Genomic DNA, 14,635 nt, shown 5'->3' with positions numbered 1-14,635 from the left:
ACGGCATGGACAGCAGCAGAACCCGCCGTCAGGCGACGCGAGCGAAGCTCTACGAGGCGGCCGTGACCCTCATAGCGGAGAAGGGTTTCTCCTCCACCACGGTGGACGAGATCGCCGAGCGGGCCGGGGTCGCCAAGGGCACCGTCTACTACAACTTCGCCAGTAAGAACGAGCTCTTCGAGGAGCTGTTGCGGCACGGGGTCGGGCTGCTGACATCCTCACTGCAGTCCGCCGCCGACGAGGCCATGGAGAAGGGCGGCAGCCGGGTCGACGCACTGGACGCGATGATCAGAGCCGGTCTGGTCTTCATCGACCGCTACCCGGCGTTCACTCAGCTCTATGTCGCCGAGCTGTGGCGGACGGGCCGCGCCTGGCAGTCCACCCTGGCGATGGTGCGGCAGCAGGCGGTCGCGGTGGTGGAGGACGTCCTGCGCGAGGCCGTGCGCAGCGGCGAGCTCAGCGACGAGATCGATGTGCCGCTGACCGCGGCGGCGCTGGTCGGCATGGTGCTGGTGGCGGCGCTGGACTGGAAGGCGTTCCAGCCGGAGCGTTCCCTGGACGACGTGCATGCGGCGCTGTCCCGGCTGTTGCAGGGGCGGGTGAGCGACGGCCGGTAGTCCCGGCGCGGGTGCGCTGTTCTGGCGCGGCTCGTGGCTGAGCCCGCCAGAACAGCGTTTCCCCGCTTCCCCCGTGCCCCCCGCTTCCCCCCAGCCCCCGTGTTACCGGTGGAGCCCCCCGTGCCCCGCCGGTCCCCCGTGGGCTTCCCCCATCACGGCGGGGTGCGGCGCCGTTTCCGCCGCCCCGTGTCGGCGGTTCCGGCGCTGCGCCCCATCCGTGGTCTCTACTCTGTCCTGGACACGGGCCGGGGCCTATCCGGGCAGGTACTCAAGTTGCCTCCTAGGTACGGGTACTCAGGGGCTGCGTGGTCCGGCCCAGTCCCCGGTGCCGCCTCCGGCCGGACCGGTGCGGAGGAGATCGGCGCGGACACTGTCAGTCCTCCCGGTTAAGGTCTCGTCCATGGCACGAATTGCGGTGATCGGCGCGGGGATGGGCGCCATGGCGGCCGCCGCCCGGCTGGCCGTGGCGGGCCACCGGGTGGCGGTGTACGAGCGCGGGGCGACGTACGGCGGCGCGGTGCGGCGCTTCGAACGGGACGGCTTCGGCTTCGACACCGGCCCCGGCCTGCTGCATCTGCCGGCCGTTTACCGCGATCTGTTCGTCAAGACCGGCAAGGAGACTCTGGAGCAGCGCGTCGAGCTGTCCCAGGTGGAACCGGCGAGCAGGCACATCTTCGCCGACGGCACGGAGGTCTCGCTGCCGAACGCCTCGCGCGCCGGCGTGGTGACCGCGCTGGACGCGGCTCTCGGCGCGGGCGCGGGCGAGCGCTGGGGCGATCTGCTCAACCGGGCGCGTCAGGTGTGGGAGGCGACCCGCAGGCCGCTGCTGGAAGAGCCGCTGCGGCAGGACTGGCAGGCGCTGGGCCGCGACCCGTACCCGGCGCTGCGGCGCGGGCTGCTGCGGCGCCCGGCCGGCACGCTCGCTGAGGTCGGCTCCCGCGAGCTGCGCGACCCGCGGCTGGGCGTTCTGCTGGAGAGTCACGCCCTGGCGTACGGCCTGGATCCCCGAGAGGCGCCGCCGAGCGCGGTCGTACTGCCGTACGTGGAGCAGACCTTTGGGAGCTGGTACGTCCGTGGCGGGATGCGAGCGCTCGCCGATGCCCTTCACGAGCGCTGCCGCGAGCGGAAGGTGGAGTTCTTCTTCGGCGCCGAGGTCGCCGCGGTCGTCGAGAAGGACGGCCGGGCGGCCGGCGTGGAATTGCGGGACAGCGGGCGGGCGGACGCGGACATGGTCGTCGCCGGTGTAGACCCATGGGTGCTGGCGGCGCTGACGGGCGACTCCCCCCACATCTACGGGCGGCTGTGGCAGGCCTCCGATGTGCTGCCGGGGCGGCGCCGCCCCCGCGCGCGGTTCACGGTCCTGCTCGCCCTGCGGGGCGGCCGGCCGGAAGGCGCCGCGCACCGCACCGTGGTGCACGCGGCCGACCGGGACGCGGAGTTGGACGCGCTCTTCGGCTCCGGCCGCGGTCTGTGCGACCAGCCGACCGTCACCGTCCTCAGACCGGATGATCCGTCACAGGTCCCGGACGCCGGCCATGAGGCGGTCACGCTCACCGCGACGGTGCCGGGCCACGCCGTGGGAGCCCCCGACACGGTCGACTGGACGGCGCCCGGGGTGGCGGAGGGCTTCGCGGACCGGGTGATCGCGGTCGCCGAGGCCGCGATACCGGATCTGCGGGAGCGGTTGCTCTGGCGCGAGGTGCGCATCCCGGCCGACACGGCGGCGGAGACGGGTGCGCTGGGCGGGGTCGTGCCCGGGCCGGCGCTGGCCGGAGCGCACGGCGAGTTCCTGCGGCCTTCGAACGTCACCCGGGTGCCGGGGCTCTACACGGTGGGCGGCTGGTCGCACCCCGGCGGCGGGCTGGCCCACGCCGGGATGTCGGGCGCGCTGGTCGCCGGCCTGATCGTCGAGGGTCCTGCCTGGCGCGGGTCTCAGTAGCGGTACTGGTCGCCGTAGCCGCTCTGCCAGTTGCCCTGCTGGTACGGGTACGGCTGCTCTTCCGGCATCGGAGGCGTGGCGGGCGGCTGCTGCGGTGCCTCGCCCTCGCGCTGCTGCGGCATCCAGACACCGCCGGGCGGGGTCTGCGAGTACGTGCCGTCCCCGTACGAGGATCCGGAGTACGACTGCCCGGCGCCACCGTAGGGGTCGCTGTACTGGCCCGCGCCGTACTGGCCGTCCCCGTACTGGCCGTCCCCGTACTGGCCTGCGTACTGACCGGTGTCGTACTGCCCGTTGTACGACCCGTACTGGTCGTACGAGGCGTAGTTCTGGGTGGCTCCGGCGCCGATGTACGGATCGGCGTACGCGTCGTACTGCCCGGTGCCGTAGTCGTACTGCCCGCTGTAGCCGCCGCTGCCCTGGCCGGCCATGGCGTCCTGGCCGTAGTCGCCGTATGCGGGGCTGCCGCTGCCGTACCCGGCGTCGCTGTACACGCCGTACGTTCCGGTCTCGTCCGGCAGCGGTTCGGGGCGGTACACCTCATCGCGGAGCGGAGCGGCGCTCTGCGGCTCCGGCGGCAGCGGGGCCTCGGCGTCCGGGGTCTTGGACGCCGGCTGTTCGTAGTCGTCGTAGTCGTCGTAGTCCTCCGGCTCCTCGCGACGCCCCGGGCCGACGTTGAGCGCCCAGCCGGCGGCGAAGCCACGCCGGAAGGACAGCGTGACGTAGGTCTGACCGACGGCGAAGGCGGCCGCGCCGACTCCGATGACAATCACGGAGGGGATGAGCACCCCGACGACCACGCCGCAGAAGCCCGCGAAGGCGAGCAGCCGCCAGCGCAGTCGTGCCTTGTATTGGAGCAGCACCTCGCCCAACAGCCAGAGAGCGACGATGCCGAACGCGATGTAGAGGATCGTCCAGCCCATGTACGCCCCTCTTCCGCCGCTGGCCGGCCTTGCTCAGGACCGCTGGTGCAGCCCCAGATTCTCGTAGATTTCCAAGGTGGCCGTGGAGTGATTCAGGGTAATGAAGTGCAACCCCGGGATGTCCTCGGCCATCAAGCGCGCGCACAGCTGTGTGGCGTACTCAATCCCAACCGAGCGTACAGCGGCCGCGTCATCCTTGACCGCGAGGATCCGCTCCGCCAGCTCGGGCGGGAAGGCCGCATTGCTGAGCTGAGCAAAATGCTCGATCTGGCGCACGTTCGTGACCGGCATGATCTCTGGAATGATCGGCGTGACGCAACCTGCTGCCGCAACCCGATCGCGCAGGCGCAGATAGTCCTCCGCGTAGAAGAACATCTGGGTGATCGCGAAGTCCGCGCCCGCCCGGCACTTGTTCACGAAGTGCCGGACATCGGTGTCCCAGTCGGTCGAGCGCGGGTGCATCTCGGGGAAGGCCGCGACACCGACGCAGAAGTCGCCGGACTCCTTGATCAGCCGGACCAGGTCGGCGGCGTAGTTCACGCCCTGGGGATGCGGCACCCACTCGCCCATCGGGTCGCCCGGCGGGTCACCGCGCAGCGCGAGCATGTTGCGGATTCCGGCGTCGGCGTAGCGGCCGATGATGTTGCGCAGTTCGGCCAGGGAGTGATTGACGGCGGTCAGGTGCGCGACGGGGGTGAGGGTGGTGTCGGTGGCGATCCGCTCGGTGGCCCGTACGGTCCCCTCGCGGGAGGAGCCGCCCGCGCCGTATGTCACAGAGACGAAGGTCGGCGACACGGCCTCGATCTTGCGCACGGTGTTCCACAGCGTCCGCTCGCCCTTCTCGGTCTTCGGGGCGAAGAACTCAAAGGAGTACGAACGCTCGCCGGACGCGAGCAGGTCGCGCACGGTGTGTGCGCGTTCGGTCCAGGTGGAAGCAGTGCCAAGGGCCATACCCGCAGGTTAGCCAGCGGTCCGGCGGACCCCCAACCAAACGGGCCGATTTGCCCGTTTAACCGGATTACTGTCCAAACTCCGGACGCCAGGAGCGACAGTCCGGTCGGCCCCGGCACCCGTCCTGACCTCGATCGGCGAGGGCCACGACCGCTCAGAGGCCGCGCTCGCGCACTCTCTTGGCCAGATCCGCGGCCGCGGCGCCCGGGTCGTCGGCCTCTGTGATCGCCCGCACCACCACGATCCGCCGCGCGCCCGCGTCCAGTACCTGATCCAGATTGGCCGCGTCGATCCCGCCGATCGCGAACCACGGCCGTACGGGCTCCAGCGAGGCGGCGTAGCGGACCAGCGGCAGGCCCGGGGCGTGCCGCCCCGGCTTCGTCGGCGTCGGCCAGCACGGCCCGGTGCAGAAGTAGTCCACACCCGGCTCGGCCGTCGCGGCCGCGACCTCCGGCTCGGCATGCGTGGAGCGCCCGATGAGCACGGATTCGCCGAGGATCGCGCGGGCGGCGGGCACCGGCAGGTCGCCCTGCCCCAGGTGCAGCACGTCCGAGCCGATGGCGTGCGCCACATCGGCGCGGTCGTTCACCGCGAGCAGCGTGCCGTGCCGCCTGCAGGCGTCGGCGAACACCGCCAGGTGCTCAAGCTCCTCGCCCGCCTCCATGCCCTTGTCGCGCAGCTGCACGATGTCCACCCCGCGGGACAGGACCGCGTCCAGGAACTCCGGCAGGTCGCCCTGGCGCTTGCGCGCGTCGGTGCACAGATAGAGCCGGGCGTCGGCGAGCTGTGCGCGTGCGGCGCCGGCTGAGGCGGCGGTGGCCATGGATACCCCCCGGGACGGCGGCGTACGGGCCGCGGCCGCGGCCCGTACGCCGTACGGTTCACAAGGTCAGACGGCGAGCGCCTGGGCGCGGCGCTTCACCTCCGTGCCGCGATTCTCGCGCAGGGCCTGCGCAGGCGTGCCGGGCAGGGTCGGATCCGGAGTGAAGAGCCACTCCAGCATCTCCTCGTCGGTGAAGCCGTCGTCCCTCAGGAGCGTCAGCGTGCCGGCGAGGCCCTTGACAACCTTGCCCTCGCCGATGAAGTCGGCGGGCACCTGGAGCACGCGGTTTTCGCCACGGCGCACCGCGATCAGCTGGCCCTCCTTGACCAGCTGCCGGACGCGCGTCACCTCGACGCCGAGCCGTTCGGCGATCTCGGGGAGGGTGAGCCAGGCGGGAACGAGCGCATCGGTCTTCGTGTCAATCTCGGTCACGGGACAAGCCTGCCATCCCGGACTGACAGGCGGTACCGGAGCGCCGCCGGGCGGGGTCACGTACGGCCCGCGGACCGCTGGACCGGTCTAGCGCAGGTCTAGCGCACGGCGGACTTCAGCGGGACCGACGGATCGGCGGCCTGCTCCGGGTCCAGCAGGGCCCCCCGCTCGATGAGCTTGCGCCCCTGCGCCAGGTCGCGGGGCCGGCCGACCGCGAGCAGCGCGACCAGTCTGCCCTCACGCAGCCAGCACACCGACCAGGCGGCCCCGGCCGGATCACCCCGCCACACCATCGAGTCGGCGGCGGGGTAGTGCCCCGCGTACTGGACGAACCGGCCGAACTGCTCGGACCAGAAGTAGGGCACGGGGTCGTAGACCATGCCTTCGGCCTCACCGCCGACGATGTTGGCGGCGACCACGCGCGGACCCTGCACCGCGTTGTCCCAGTGGTGCACCAGCAGCCGCTCGCCGTACCGGGCGGAGGGGAAGGACGCGCAGTCGCCGACCGCGTAGACGTCCGGCTCGGAGGTGCGCAGCCGGTCGTCGGCGCGCACGGAGCCGTCCGGGCACAGCTCGATGCCGGAGCCGGCCAGCCAGCCCGTCGCGGGGCGGGCCCCGATCCCCACGACCACGGAGTCCGCGTGCAGCCGGATGCCCTCGTCGAGGATCACCGAGCCGGGCGCGATGCGGGTCACGAGCGCGTCGGTGATCAGACGGGTCCCGCTGTCCTCGTACCAGCGCTCCATGTGGATGGCGACCTCGGCCGAGAGCGCTCCGGCCAGCGGGCGGTCGGCGGCCTCGACGACGGTGACCGAGCAGCCGGCCTCGCGCGCCGCGGTCGCGAACTCCGCGCCGATCCACCCGGCGCCGACCACCACGAACTCGTGCTGCGCCTCGAGGAGCGGGCGCAACGCCTCGGCGTCGTCGAGGGTGCGCAGCAGGTGTACGCCCGCGACGCCCTCGCTGCCGGGCAGGGGGACGGCTTCGGCCCCGGTGGCGATGACCAGGCGGTCGTACGGCACCGGTCCGGCGCCGGTTTCCACCAGGTGCTCGGCCGGGCGGACCGCGGTGACGGTCCGCCCGAGGAGCAGCTCGATGTCCAGTGCGGCGAAGTCGACGTCGAAGGCGGACCCGTCGGCCTTGCCGAGCAGCACGGCCTTGGACAGGGGCGGCCGGTCGTACGGCTGGTGGGGCTCCGCGCCGATCAGGGTGATCGCGCCCCGCCAGCCCTCTTCGCGCAGGGCGACGGCGGTCTGCACCCCGGCCATGCCGGCGCCGGCGATCACGATCCGCTGCGCTGTCTGCCTGTCCTCGCTCACACGATCACTCTAGAACCGCGGCGCAGACCCGCCCGAGACGCGCGCACCCGAGATTTCTGACACACCATCACACGGTGCGGGGCCCGATTGCTCCCTTACTGCCTGGCCAGGACAGGCGATAAGGTGGCCGCCACACGCACTCGCGGGAGCCCGGACGCACCGGGCTGAGAGGGAGGCTGGGCGGCCTCCGACCGTACGAACCTGATCCGGGTCATGCCGGCGAAGGGAGGGGCTGACAGCCCATGCACGCGCCTTCTGGCAGCAGTGCGCGCACGCCGTACGACACCGCGCATCCGACCTATGACGTCCTGGTCATCGGGGGCGGGATCATCGGCCTGGTCACGGCCTGGCGGGCGGCGCAGCGCGGGCTGCGCACCGCCGTCGCCGACCCGTCCCCCGGGACGGGCGCCGCCCAGGTCGCGGCCGGAATGCTCGCGGCGGTGACCGAGCTGCACTACGGCGAGGAGACCCTGCTCGGTCTGAACCTCGCCTCCGCCGAGCGCTACCCGGCTTTTGTGGCCGAGCTGGAGGAGGCGAGCGGCCAGGACGTCGGCTACCGCGCCTGCGGCACCCTGGCCGTCGCCCTCGATTCCGATGACCGCGCTCACCTGCGGGAACTCCACGCCCTCCAGCTGCGGTGCGGGCTGGACGCGCAGTGGCTCACGGGGCGCGAATGCCGCCGCCTCGAGCCCCTTCTCGCGCCGGGTGTACGCGGGGGCCTGCGCGTCGACGGCGACCACCAGGCCGACCCGCGGCGGCTGGCCGCGGCGCTGCTGACCGCCTGCGAGCGCGCCGGAGTCGTCCTGCACCGCGCCTGGGCCCGGAGCCTGACGCTCGCGGGCGACCGGGCCGGCGGAGGGGTGCTGGAGGACGGCACCGCGCTCGCCGCCGGGCAGGTGGTGCTCGCCGGTGGCAGTCGCAGCGGCCGGCTCGCCGGGGTGCCCGAGGAGGTGCTGCCGCCCATCCGCCCGGTCAAGGGCCAGGTGCTGCGGCTGCGCGTGCCCGAGGCGTACGCGCCGTTCCTGTCCCGGACCGTACGGGCCGTGGTCCGCGGCGGGCCCGTCTATCTCGTACCGCGCGAGAACGGCGAACTGGTTCTCGGCGCCACCAGCGAGGAGCTGGGCTGGGACACCACCGTCACGGCCGGCGGGGTGTACGAGCTCCTGCGCGACGCCCATGAGCTGGTGCCGGGTATCACCGAGCTGCCGCTGGTGGAGACCCTTGCCGGGCTGCGCCCCGGCTCGCCCGACAACGCTCCCCTGCTCGGGCCGACCGCTCTGCCCGGCCTGCATCTGGCCACCGGGCACTACCGCCACGGCGTGCTGCTCACCCCGGTGACCGGCGACGCCATGGCCGAGGCGCTGAGCACCGGCGAACTGCCCGAGGAGGCCCGCCCGTTCACCGCCCGCCGTTTCGAGCGGACGCCTCAGGACAGCAGGACGCCTCAGGACCGCAGGACACCGCAAGACCGCAGGACACCGCAAGACCGTCACGACCGCATCCGGGAGGAGCAGTCCGCATGACCGTCTCCGTGAACGGCGAGCCCCGCGAGATCCCGGAGGGCACCACCCTCGAGCAGGTCGTCGCCGCCCTCACCACCGCCCGCTCGGGCGTCGCGGCCGCGCTCAACGAGACCGTCGTACCGCGCGGCCAGTGGCCTGCCACCCGGCTCGGCGACGGCGACCGCATCGAGGTTCTGACCGCTGTCCAAGGAGGCTGATCCGACCATGGCTGACGCCGCAGTCCTGCGGGGGGCGCCCGCAGCGACCCCCGCGCCCCCCGACGCCCTCACCATCGGCAACCGCGCCTTCTCCTCCCGGCTGATCATGGGGACCGGCGGGGCGCCCAGCCTGGACGTACTGGAACGGGCCCTGGTGGCCTCGGGCACCGAGCTGACGACGGTGGCGATGCGCCGCCTCGACCCGACCGTGCAGGGCTCCGTGCTGTCCGTGCTGGACAAGCTGGGCATCCAGGTGCTGCCGAACACCGCGGGCTGTTTTACGGCGGGCGAGGCGGTTCTCACCGCCCGGCTGGCGCGCGAAGCCCTCGGCACCGACTGGATCAAGCTGGAGGTCGTCGCCGATGAGCGCACGCTCCTGCCCGACCCGGTCGAGCTGCTGGACGCCGCCGAAACCCTGGTCGACGACGGCTTCACCGTGCTGCCGTACACCAATGACGACCCGGTGCTCGCCCGCAAGCTGGAGGACGTCGGCTGCGCCGCGATCATGCCGCTCGGCTCCCCCATCGGCTCGGGCCTCGGCATCCGCAACCCGCACAACTTCCAGCTGATCACCGAGCACGCGCGCGTGCCCGTGATCCTCGACGCCGGGGCGGGCACGGCCTCCGACGCGGCACTGGCGATGGAGCTGGGCTGCGCGGCCGTGATGCTGGCCTCGGCGGTCACCCGCGCGCAGGAGCCGGTGCTGATGGCGGAGGCGATGCGGCACGCCGTCGACGCGGGTCGGCTGGCGCACCGCGCGGGCCGTATCCCGCGACGCCACTTCGCCGAGGCGTCGTCCCCGACCGACGGGCTGGCCGCCCTCGATCCCGAGCGCCCGGCGTTCCGGTAGCGGATAGCGTGGGGAGCGGAGGTGGTCCTCATGGTCCACGACCGCGCGATCCCCGACCGCATCTGCCGTGAGGTGTACGTCCCGGCACCCCCGGAACGCGTCTGGCGGGTGCTCACCGTGGCCGAGCACATCAGCGCCTGGTACGCCTTCGGAGGCGCCGAGGTGGACCTGCGGCCCGGTGGGGCGCTGCGCTTCCGATGGGACGAGCTCGGCGAGTTCCACGGCCGGGTGGAGGCGATCGAGCCGCTGTCCCGATTCGCCTTCCGGATGGCCGTGCGGCCCGACACCCAGCCCGGACCGGGCAACTCCACCGTGATCGAGTTCACGCTCGCACCGGAGGGCGAGGGCACCCAGGTCGCTCTCGCCGAGTCCGGCATCCGGGAGCTGGACCTCCCCGCGGCAGAGCAGGAACGACACGCCGAGTACGCGACCGTGGCGTGGACGGCGGCGCTGGAGGAGCTGTGCGCCATCGCGGCCGCGACGCACGCCGGCCCCGCCCCGCCGGGCGCCGTCTCACACGTGTGACGCCTCTGGCAACGGTGCCCGGGTTCCAGGCGCACAGGTCTGCGGGCACGCGACGGCTCGTACACTCACGTCCGTGGATACGACCCTGCAGGACCCGCTCGTCGGCCAGGTACTCGACGACCGCTACCGAGTCGAGGCGCGGATCGCCGTCGGTGGCATGGCCACGGTCTACCGGGCCGTGGACATCCGTCTCGACCGCGTGCTCGCCCTGAAGGTGATGCACCCCGCCCTCGCCTCCGACAACGCCTTCGTCGACCGCTTCATCCGCGAGGCCAAGTCCGTCGCCCGGCTCGCCCACCCCAATGTCGTCGGCGTCTACGACCAGGGCGCCGACGGGTCGTACGTCTATCTGGCGATGGAGTACGTCGCCGGATGCACGCTGCGTGATGTGCTGCGCGAGCGCGGCGCCCTGCAGCCGCGTGCCGCCCTCGACATCCTCGAGCCTGTGCTCGCCGCGCTCGGCGCCGCGCACCGGGGCGGTCTGGTACATCGCGATATGAAGCCGGAAAACGTGCTCATCGGGGACGACGGCCGGGTCAAGGTCGCCGACTTCGGCCTCGTCCGGGGCGTGGACACGCACACCTCGGCCTCCACCGGCTCGCTGATCGGCACGGCCTCCTATCTCGCGCCCGAGCAGATCGAGCACGGCGTCGCCGACACCCGCGCGGATGTGTACACGTGCGGGATCGTGCTGTACGAGATGCTGACCGGCGGCAAGCCGCACTCCGGGGGCACCCCGGCCCAGGTGCTCTACCAGCATCTGCACAAGGACGTTCCACGGCCGTCCGAGGCCGTCCCGGGACTGGCCGGCCGGCTGGACGACCTGGTGGCGGCGGCCACCGCCCGTAATCCCGAGCTGCGGCCGGCCGACGCCGTCGCGCTGCTGGCGCTCGCCCGCGAGACCCGCGCGGCCCTCACCGACGCACAGCTGGACGCGGTGCCCCCGCAGTCCACGGGGGAGAGCCGGAACGGCTCCGAGGACCGTACGAGCGTGATACCGCGGACGGTGGGAGGGCCCGCTGCCGGTGAGGAACTGAACCGCACCAGCGTGCTGGCGGCGCCACCCGCGGTGGAGGAGCCGTGGCCGGGCCGCTTCGAGCCTCGCCGCGGGCCGCGCCGAGGGTTGCTGGCGCTGGTGGTGGCCGTACTGCTGGTGCTCGGGGTGGGCGCGGGCGTCTGGTACATCAATTCCGGTCAGTTCACGAGCGTGCCCAGTGTGCTCCGCCAGCCGCAGCAGGACGCGGAGCGGAAGCTGCGGGGCGCCGGGCTGGACATCCGGGTCAAGCGGGGCTACAGCGATGTCGTCGGCCGGGGCCGTGTCATCAGCACCGACCCCGGGCCCGGTGAGCGGGTCCGCGACACCGGAACGGTGACGATCACCGTCTCCCAGGGGCCGGAGATTGTGAAGGTCCCCGGCCTGGAGGGCGTTCCGCTGGCGAAGGCCAAGCTGCGGCTCAAGGCTCTGGGCCTGGCCCCGGGCATCGTCAACAACGAGTTCAGCGACACCGTGCCCCAGGGCTCGGTCATCCGTACGGAGCCGGAGGCCGGCACCGGGCGGAAGCCGGGCACGGCGGTCGCGATCACTGTGAGCAAGGGCACACCGATCGAGACGCCGGACGTGACCGGCGATTCGGTCGAGGACGCGTCGCAGGAGCTGCGCGAGGCCGGACTGAAGGTTCAGATCGCGACCGAGCAGGTCTTCTCCGAGGAGGACAAGGGCACGGTCGCCAAGCAGTCCCCGGGCGAGGGCACGCAGCTGGCGACGGGCGACACCGTCACGCTGACGCTCTCCAAGGGGCAGGACCTGGTGGAGGTGCCGGATGTGGAGGGCGAGCACGTCGACGAAGCGAAGCGGACGATGAAGGACGCGGGCTTCAAGGTCCGGGTGACACGGTTCTTCTTCGGCGACACGGTCTTCGACCAGTCGGTGAGCGGCGGCGACGAGGCGCCCAGGGGGAGCGAGATCGTCCTTCGCGTGCGGTGACGTGACCTCGCCGGTCGGGCCGCCGCTCGCCTCGCCGGCGGGGCCGTTCCGCGCCGCGGGGGGGCGGTGCCTTGTCGGGTACGGCGCCCGCGCCGCGGTGGCGCCGGCCCCTCCTCCTCCGTACACCACGGCGGCCTGGCACTCTTGGGGGCGTGAAGACCCGCCTCCGTAATCCGGTCGGTAGCCATGTGCCCGTGGCCGGCGGGCTCGCCGCCGCCGGGCTGGCGTACGGCCGTGAGATCGGCACCGAGACCGTGCAGGTCTTCGTCGCCAATCCGCGCGGCTGGGCCACCCCTACCGGCAACCCCCGGCAGGACGAGGCCTTCCGCTCCGCCTGCGCCGCCGAGGCGATCCCCGCGTACGTCCACGCGCCCTACCTGATCAACTTCGGCTCGCACACCGAAGCCACGGTGGAGCTGTCGGTGGCGTCCCTGCGGCATTCGCTCCGCCGCGGCCGGGAGATCGGGGCGCTGGGCGTGGTGGTGCACACCGGCTCCGCGACCGGAGGCCGGCCCCGCGCCGACGCCCTCGCCCAGGTCCGGGACCGGGTACTGCCGCTGCTGGACGAACTCACCCACGACGACGACCCATGGCTGCTGCTGGAGCCGACGGCCGGGCAGGGCGCGTCCCTGTGCTCACTCGTCGAGGACCTCGCCCCGTACTTCGCGGCGCTCGACCGGCATCCGCGGCTGGGCGTCTGCCTCGACACCTGCCACGTCTTCGCCGCCGGGCACGACATGGCCGCACCGGGCGGCACAAAAGCGCTGCTCGACGAGCTGGTGGACACGGTCGGCGAGGGCCGTCTCAAGCTCATCCACGCCAATGACTCCAAGGACGTGGCCGGCGCCCGCAAGGACCGGCACGCGAACATCGGCGCCGGGCACATCGGGGCGGACCCCTTCCAGGCCCTGTTCACCCACCCCGCTACCGAAGGGGTGCCGCTGATCATCGAGACGCCCGGCGGCAAGGAGGGCCATGCGGCCGATGTCGCGCGGCTGAAGGCGCTGCGCGACGACTGACGTTTACAGCTCGGGGCCTTCGCCCGGCTCCTCCTGGTAGGAGTACCGCTGTTCCTTCCAGGGGTCGCCGATGTTGTGATAGCCGCGCTCCTCCCAGAAGCCGCGGCGGTCGGCGGTCATGTACTCCACGCCCCGGACCCACTTCGGGCCCTTCCAGGCGTACAGATGCGGCACGATCAGCCGGACCGGGAAGCCGTGCTCCGCGGTGAGCAGTTCGCCGCCCTTGTGTGTGGCGAAAATCGTTCGTTCGGACGCGAAGTCGGAGAGCCGCAGATTCGAGCTGAAGCCGTACTCGGCCCAGACCATCACATGGGTGACCTCGGGCGCGGGCGGGGCGAGTTCGAGGATCGTACGGGCGGCGATACCACCCCATTCGGCGCCGAGCATGCTGTATTTCGTCACGCAGTGCAGATCGGCGATCACGGTGGTGTACGGCAGGGCCGTGAACTGCTCGTGGTTCCAGCAGTGCTTCTCGCCGTCGGCGGTCGCCCCGAAGACCCTGAACTCCCAGCGCTCAGCCCTGAACTTGGGGACCGGCCCATAGTGGGTAACCGGCCAGCCGCGCTGCAGCCGCTGGCCCGGAGGAAGATCGACATGTTCCTCTTCGCGGCTTTCCGGCTGACCCATGCCTCCATGGTGACAGACAGCGGAGAGTGGTCGTGACCAGGGCGATGTCAATCCGGGCAAGTAGCACTAAGCCTGCACTTACTGGACCGCCTTCTCGGGCGGTGCGAGGATGCGCCCATCGTGCCGTTCGTCTGGAAGGAGCCGCTGAGATGCAGGGCGACCCCGAGGTCATCGAGTTCCTGAACGAGCAGTTGACCGCCGAGCTGACCGCGATCAACCAGTATTTCCTGCACTCCAAGATGCAGGAGAACTTCGGGTGGCCGAAGCTCGCCAAGTACACCCGGGCCGAGTCGTTCGACGAGATGAAGCATGCCGAGGTACTGACCGACCGGATTCTGCTTCTTGAGGGCCTGCCCAACTACCAGCGGCTGTTCCACGTCCGGGTGGGCCAGACCGTCACCGAGATGTTCCAGGCGGACCGGCAGATCGAGGTCGAGGCGATCGACCGCCTCCGGCGCGGGATCGAGGTCATGCGGGCCAAGGGGGACGTCACCTCGGCCAATATCTTCGAGAGCATTCTCGCCGACGAGGAGCACCACATCGACTACCTCGACACGCAGCTGGATCTCATCGAGAAGCTCGGGGAACCGCTCTACATCGCCCAGCTGGTGGAACAGCCCGACAGCTGAATCAGGCGGCTTCGACCGGCAGCGCCACCTCGGCGGACAGCACCATCGGGTCACCCTGCTCGACCAGCTCCCGCCGCGGGCACGCGCCGCGCCCCAGCAGCGCCTGGATACGGCGTACGCAGCTGCCGCAGTCGGTGCCCGCCTTGCAGGCGGAGGCTATCTGACGCGGAGTGCAGGCACCGGCGTCCACATGCTCGCGCACCTGGTTCTCGGTAATGCCGAAGCACGAGCAGACGTACACGCGGTTCACCTCCACTCCAGGCCGATTGATCAGTGA

General features: G+C 71.9%; 16 protein-coding genes and 1 riboswitch. Of the genes, 9 read left to right on the top strand and 7 right to left on the bottom strand.

The window, feature by feature from the left end:
• The first annotated feature begins 5 nt into the window (after positions 1-5).
• Positions 6-617, top strand: coding sequence for a TetR/AcrR family transcriptional regulator (locus ACY34J_RS17285; protein ID WP_462727352.1), 612 nt, complete (start codon positions 6-8; stop codon positions 615-617).
• Between the two features lie 400 nt (positions 618-1,017).
• The gene (locus tag ACY34J_RS17280; protein WP_462727353.1) at positions 1,018-2,556 is read left to right on the top strand and encodes a phytoene desaturase family protein; all 1,539 of its coding nucleotides are present in this window, start codon (positions 1,018-1,020) and stop codon (positions 2,554-2,556) included.
• Here the strand turns inward: ACY34J_RS17280 and ACY34J_RS17275 are convergent.
• The 5 genes from ACY34J_RS17275 to ACY34J_RS17255 all read right to left on the bottom strand — a co-directional run bounded on the left by ACY34J_RS17275 (position 2,550) and on the right by ACY34J_RS17255 (position 6,953).
• Positions 2,550-3,479 carry a hypothetical protein gene (locus ACY34J_RS17275; RefSeq protein ID WP_462727354.1) on the bottom strand — a complete coding sequence of 310 codons (930 nt, stop codon included), beginning with the start codon at positions 3,477-3,479 and terminating at the stop codon, positions 2,550-2,552. The two genes, ACY34J_RS17280 and ACY34J_RS17275, sit on opposite strands and share 7 nt — an antisense overlap.
• A 33-nt stretch (positions 3,480-3,512) precedes the next feature.
• Positions 3,513-4,430 (bottom strand): methylenetetrahydrofolate reductase [NAD(P)H], encoded by a 918-nt coding sequence (metF, locus tag ACY34J_RS17270; protein WP_462727355.1) that lies wholly within the window; start codon positions 4,428-4,430, stop codon positions 3,513-3,515.
• A gap of 154 nt (positions 4,431-4,584) precedes the next feature.
• On the bottom strand, positions 4,585-5,253 hold the full coding sequence (gene thiE, locus ACY34J_RS17265; RefSeq protein ID WP_462727356.1) for a thiamine phosphate synthase: 669 nt from the start codon (positions 5,251-5,253) through the stop codon (positions 4,585-4,587).
• A gap of 66 nt (positions 5,254-5,319) precedes the next feature.
• Positions 5,320-5,685: an Rv2175c family DNA-binding protein gene (locus tag ACY34J_RS17260; RefSeq protein ID WP_462727357.1), complete on the bottom strand. Its 366-nt coding sequence runs from the start codon at positions 5,683-5,685 to the stop codon at positions 5,320-5,322.
• A 98-nt stretch (positions 5,686-5,783) separates the two neighbouring features.
• Complete coding sequence (locus ACY34J_RS17255) at positions 5,784-6,953, bottom strand: NAD(P)/FAD-dependent oxidoreductase (protein ID WP_462727415.1); 1,170 nt, start codon at positions 6,951-6,953, stop codon at positions 5,784-5,786.
• A gap of 183 nt (positions 6,954-7,136) precedes the next feature.
• Positions 7,137-7,249: riboswitch (TPP riboswitch) on the top strand.
• On the opposite strand from ACY34J_RS17255, the gene thiO reads away from it, so the two are divergent.
• The 6 genes from thiO (at position 7,247) to ACY34J_RS17225 (ending at position 13,102) form a co-directional block, all read left to right on the top strand.
• Positions 7,247-8,527, top strand: coding sequence for a glycine oxidase ThiO (gene thiO / locus ACY34J_RS17250; RefSeq protein ID WP_462727358.1), 1,281 nt, complete (start codon positions 7,247-7,249; stop codon positions 8,525-8,527). Its footprint overlaps the riboswitch before it by 3 nt.
• Positions 8,524-8,724, top strand: coding sequence for a sulfur carrier protein ThiS (thiS, locus tag ACY34J_RS17245; protein ID WP_462727359.1), 201 nt, complete (start codon positions 8,524-8,526; stop codon positions 8,722-8,724). Before thiO ends, thiS begins: the two co-directional genes overlap by 4 nt.
• A gap of 7 nt (positions 8,725-8,731) precedes the next feature.
• Complete coding sequence (locus tag ACY34J_RS17240; protein ID WP_462727360.1) at positions 8,732-9,574, top strand: thiazole synthase; 843 nt, start codon at positions 8,732-8,734, stop codon at positions 9,572-9,574.
• Positions 9,575-9,604: 30 nt separating this feature from the next.
• Positions 9,605-10,099: an SRPBCC domain-containing protein gene (locus ACY34J_RS17235; RefSeq protein WP_462727361.1), complete on the top strand. Its 495-nt coding sequence runs from the start codon at positions 9,605-9,607 to the stop codon at positions 10,097-10,099.
• Positions 10,100-10,172: 73 nt separating this feature from the next.
• Positions 10,173-12,083, top strand: coding sequence for a Stk1 family PASTA domain-containing Ser/Thr kinase (gene pknB / locus ACY34J_RS17230; RefSeq protein ID WP_462727362.1), 1,911 nt, complete (start codon positions 10,173-10,175; stop codon positions 12,081-12,083).
• 152 nt (positions 12,084-12,235) lie between these two features.
• Positions 12,236-13,102, top strand: coding sequence for a deoxyribonuclease IV (locus ACY34J_RS17225; protein ID WP_462727363.1), 867 nt, complete (start codon positions 12,236-12,238; stop codon positions 13,100-13,102).
• Positions 13,103-13,105: 3 nt separating this feature from the next.
• On the opposite strand, the gene ACY34J_RS17220 is transcribed toward ACY34J_RS17225, so the two are convergent.
• A complete protein-coding gene (locus ACY34J_RS17220) occupies positions 13,106-13,729 on the bottom strand; it encodes a sulfite oxidase-like oxidoreductase (protein ID WP_462727364.1) in 624 nt (207 codons plus the stop codon).
• 149 nt (positions 13,730-13,878) lie between these two features.
• Here ACY34J_RS17220 and bfr point away from each other — a divergent pair, with 149 nt between their 5' ends.
• Positions 13,879-14,358, top strand: coding sequence for a bacterioferritin (gene bfr / locus ACY34J_RS17215; protein WP_462727365.1), 480 nt, complete (start codon positions 13,879-13,881; stop codon positions 14,356-14,358).
• A 1-nt stretch (position 14,359) separates the two neighbouring features.
• On the opposite strand, the gene ACY34J_RS17210 is transcribed toward bfr, so the two are convergent.
• Complete coding sequence (locus tag ACY34J_RS17210; protein WP_462727366.1) at positions 14,360-14,608, bottom strand: (2Fe-2S)-binding protein; 249 nt, start codon at positions 14,606-14,608, stop codon at positions 14,360-14,362.
• Positions 14,609-14,635: the final 27 nt, after the last annotated feature.

The organism is Streptomyces sp. HSS9-12 (genome assembly GCF_054963655.1).
This window is presented reverse-complemented; position numbering and strand designations above follow the sequence as displayed.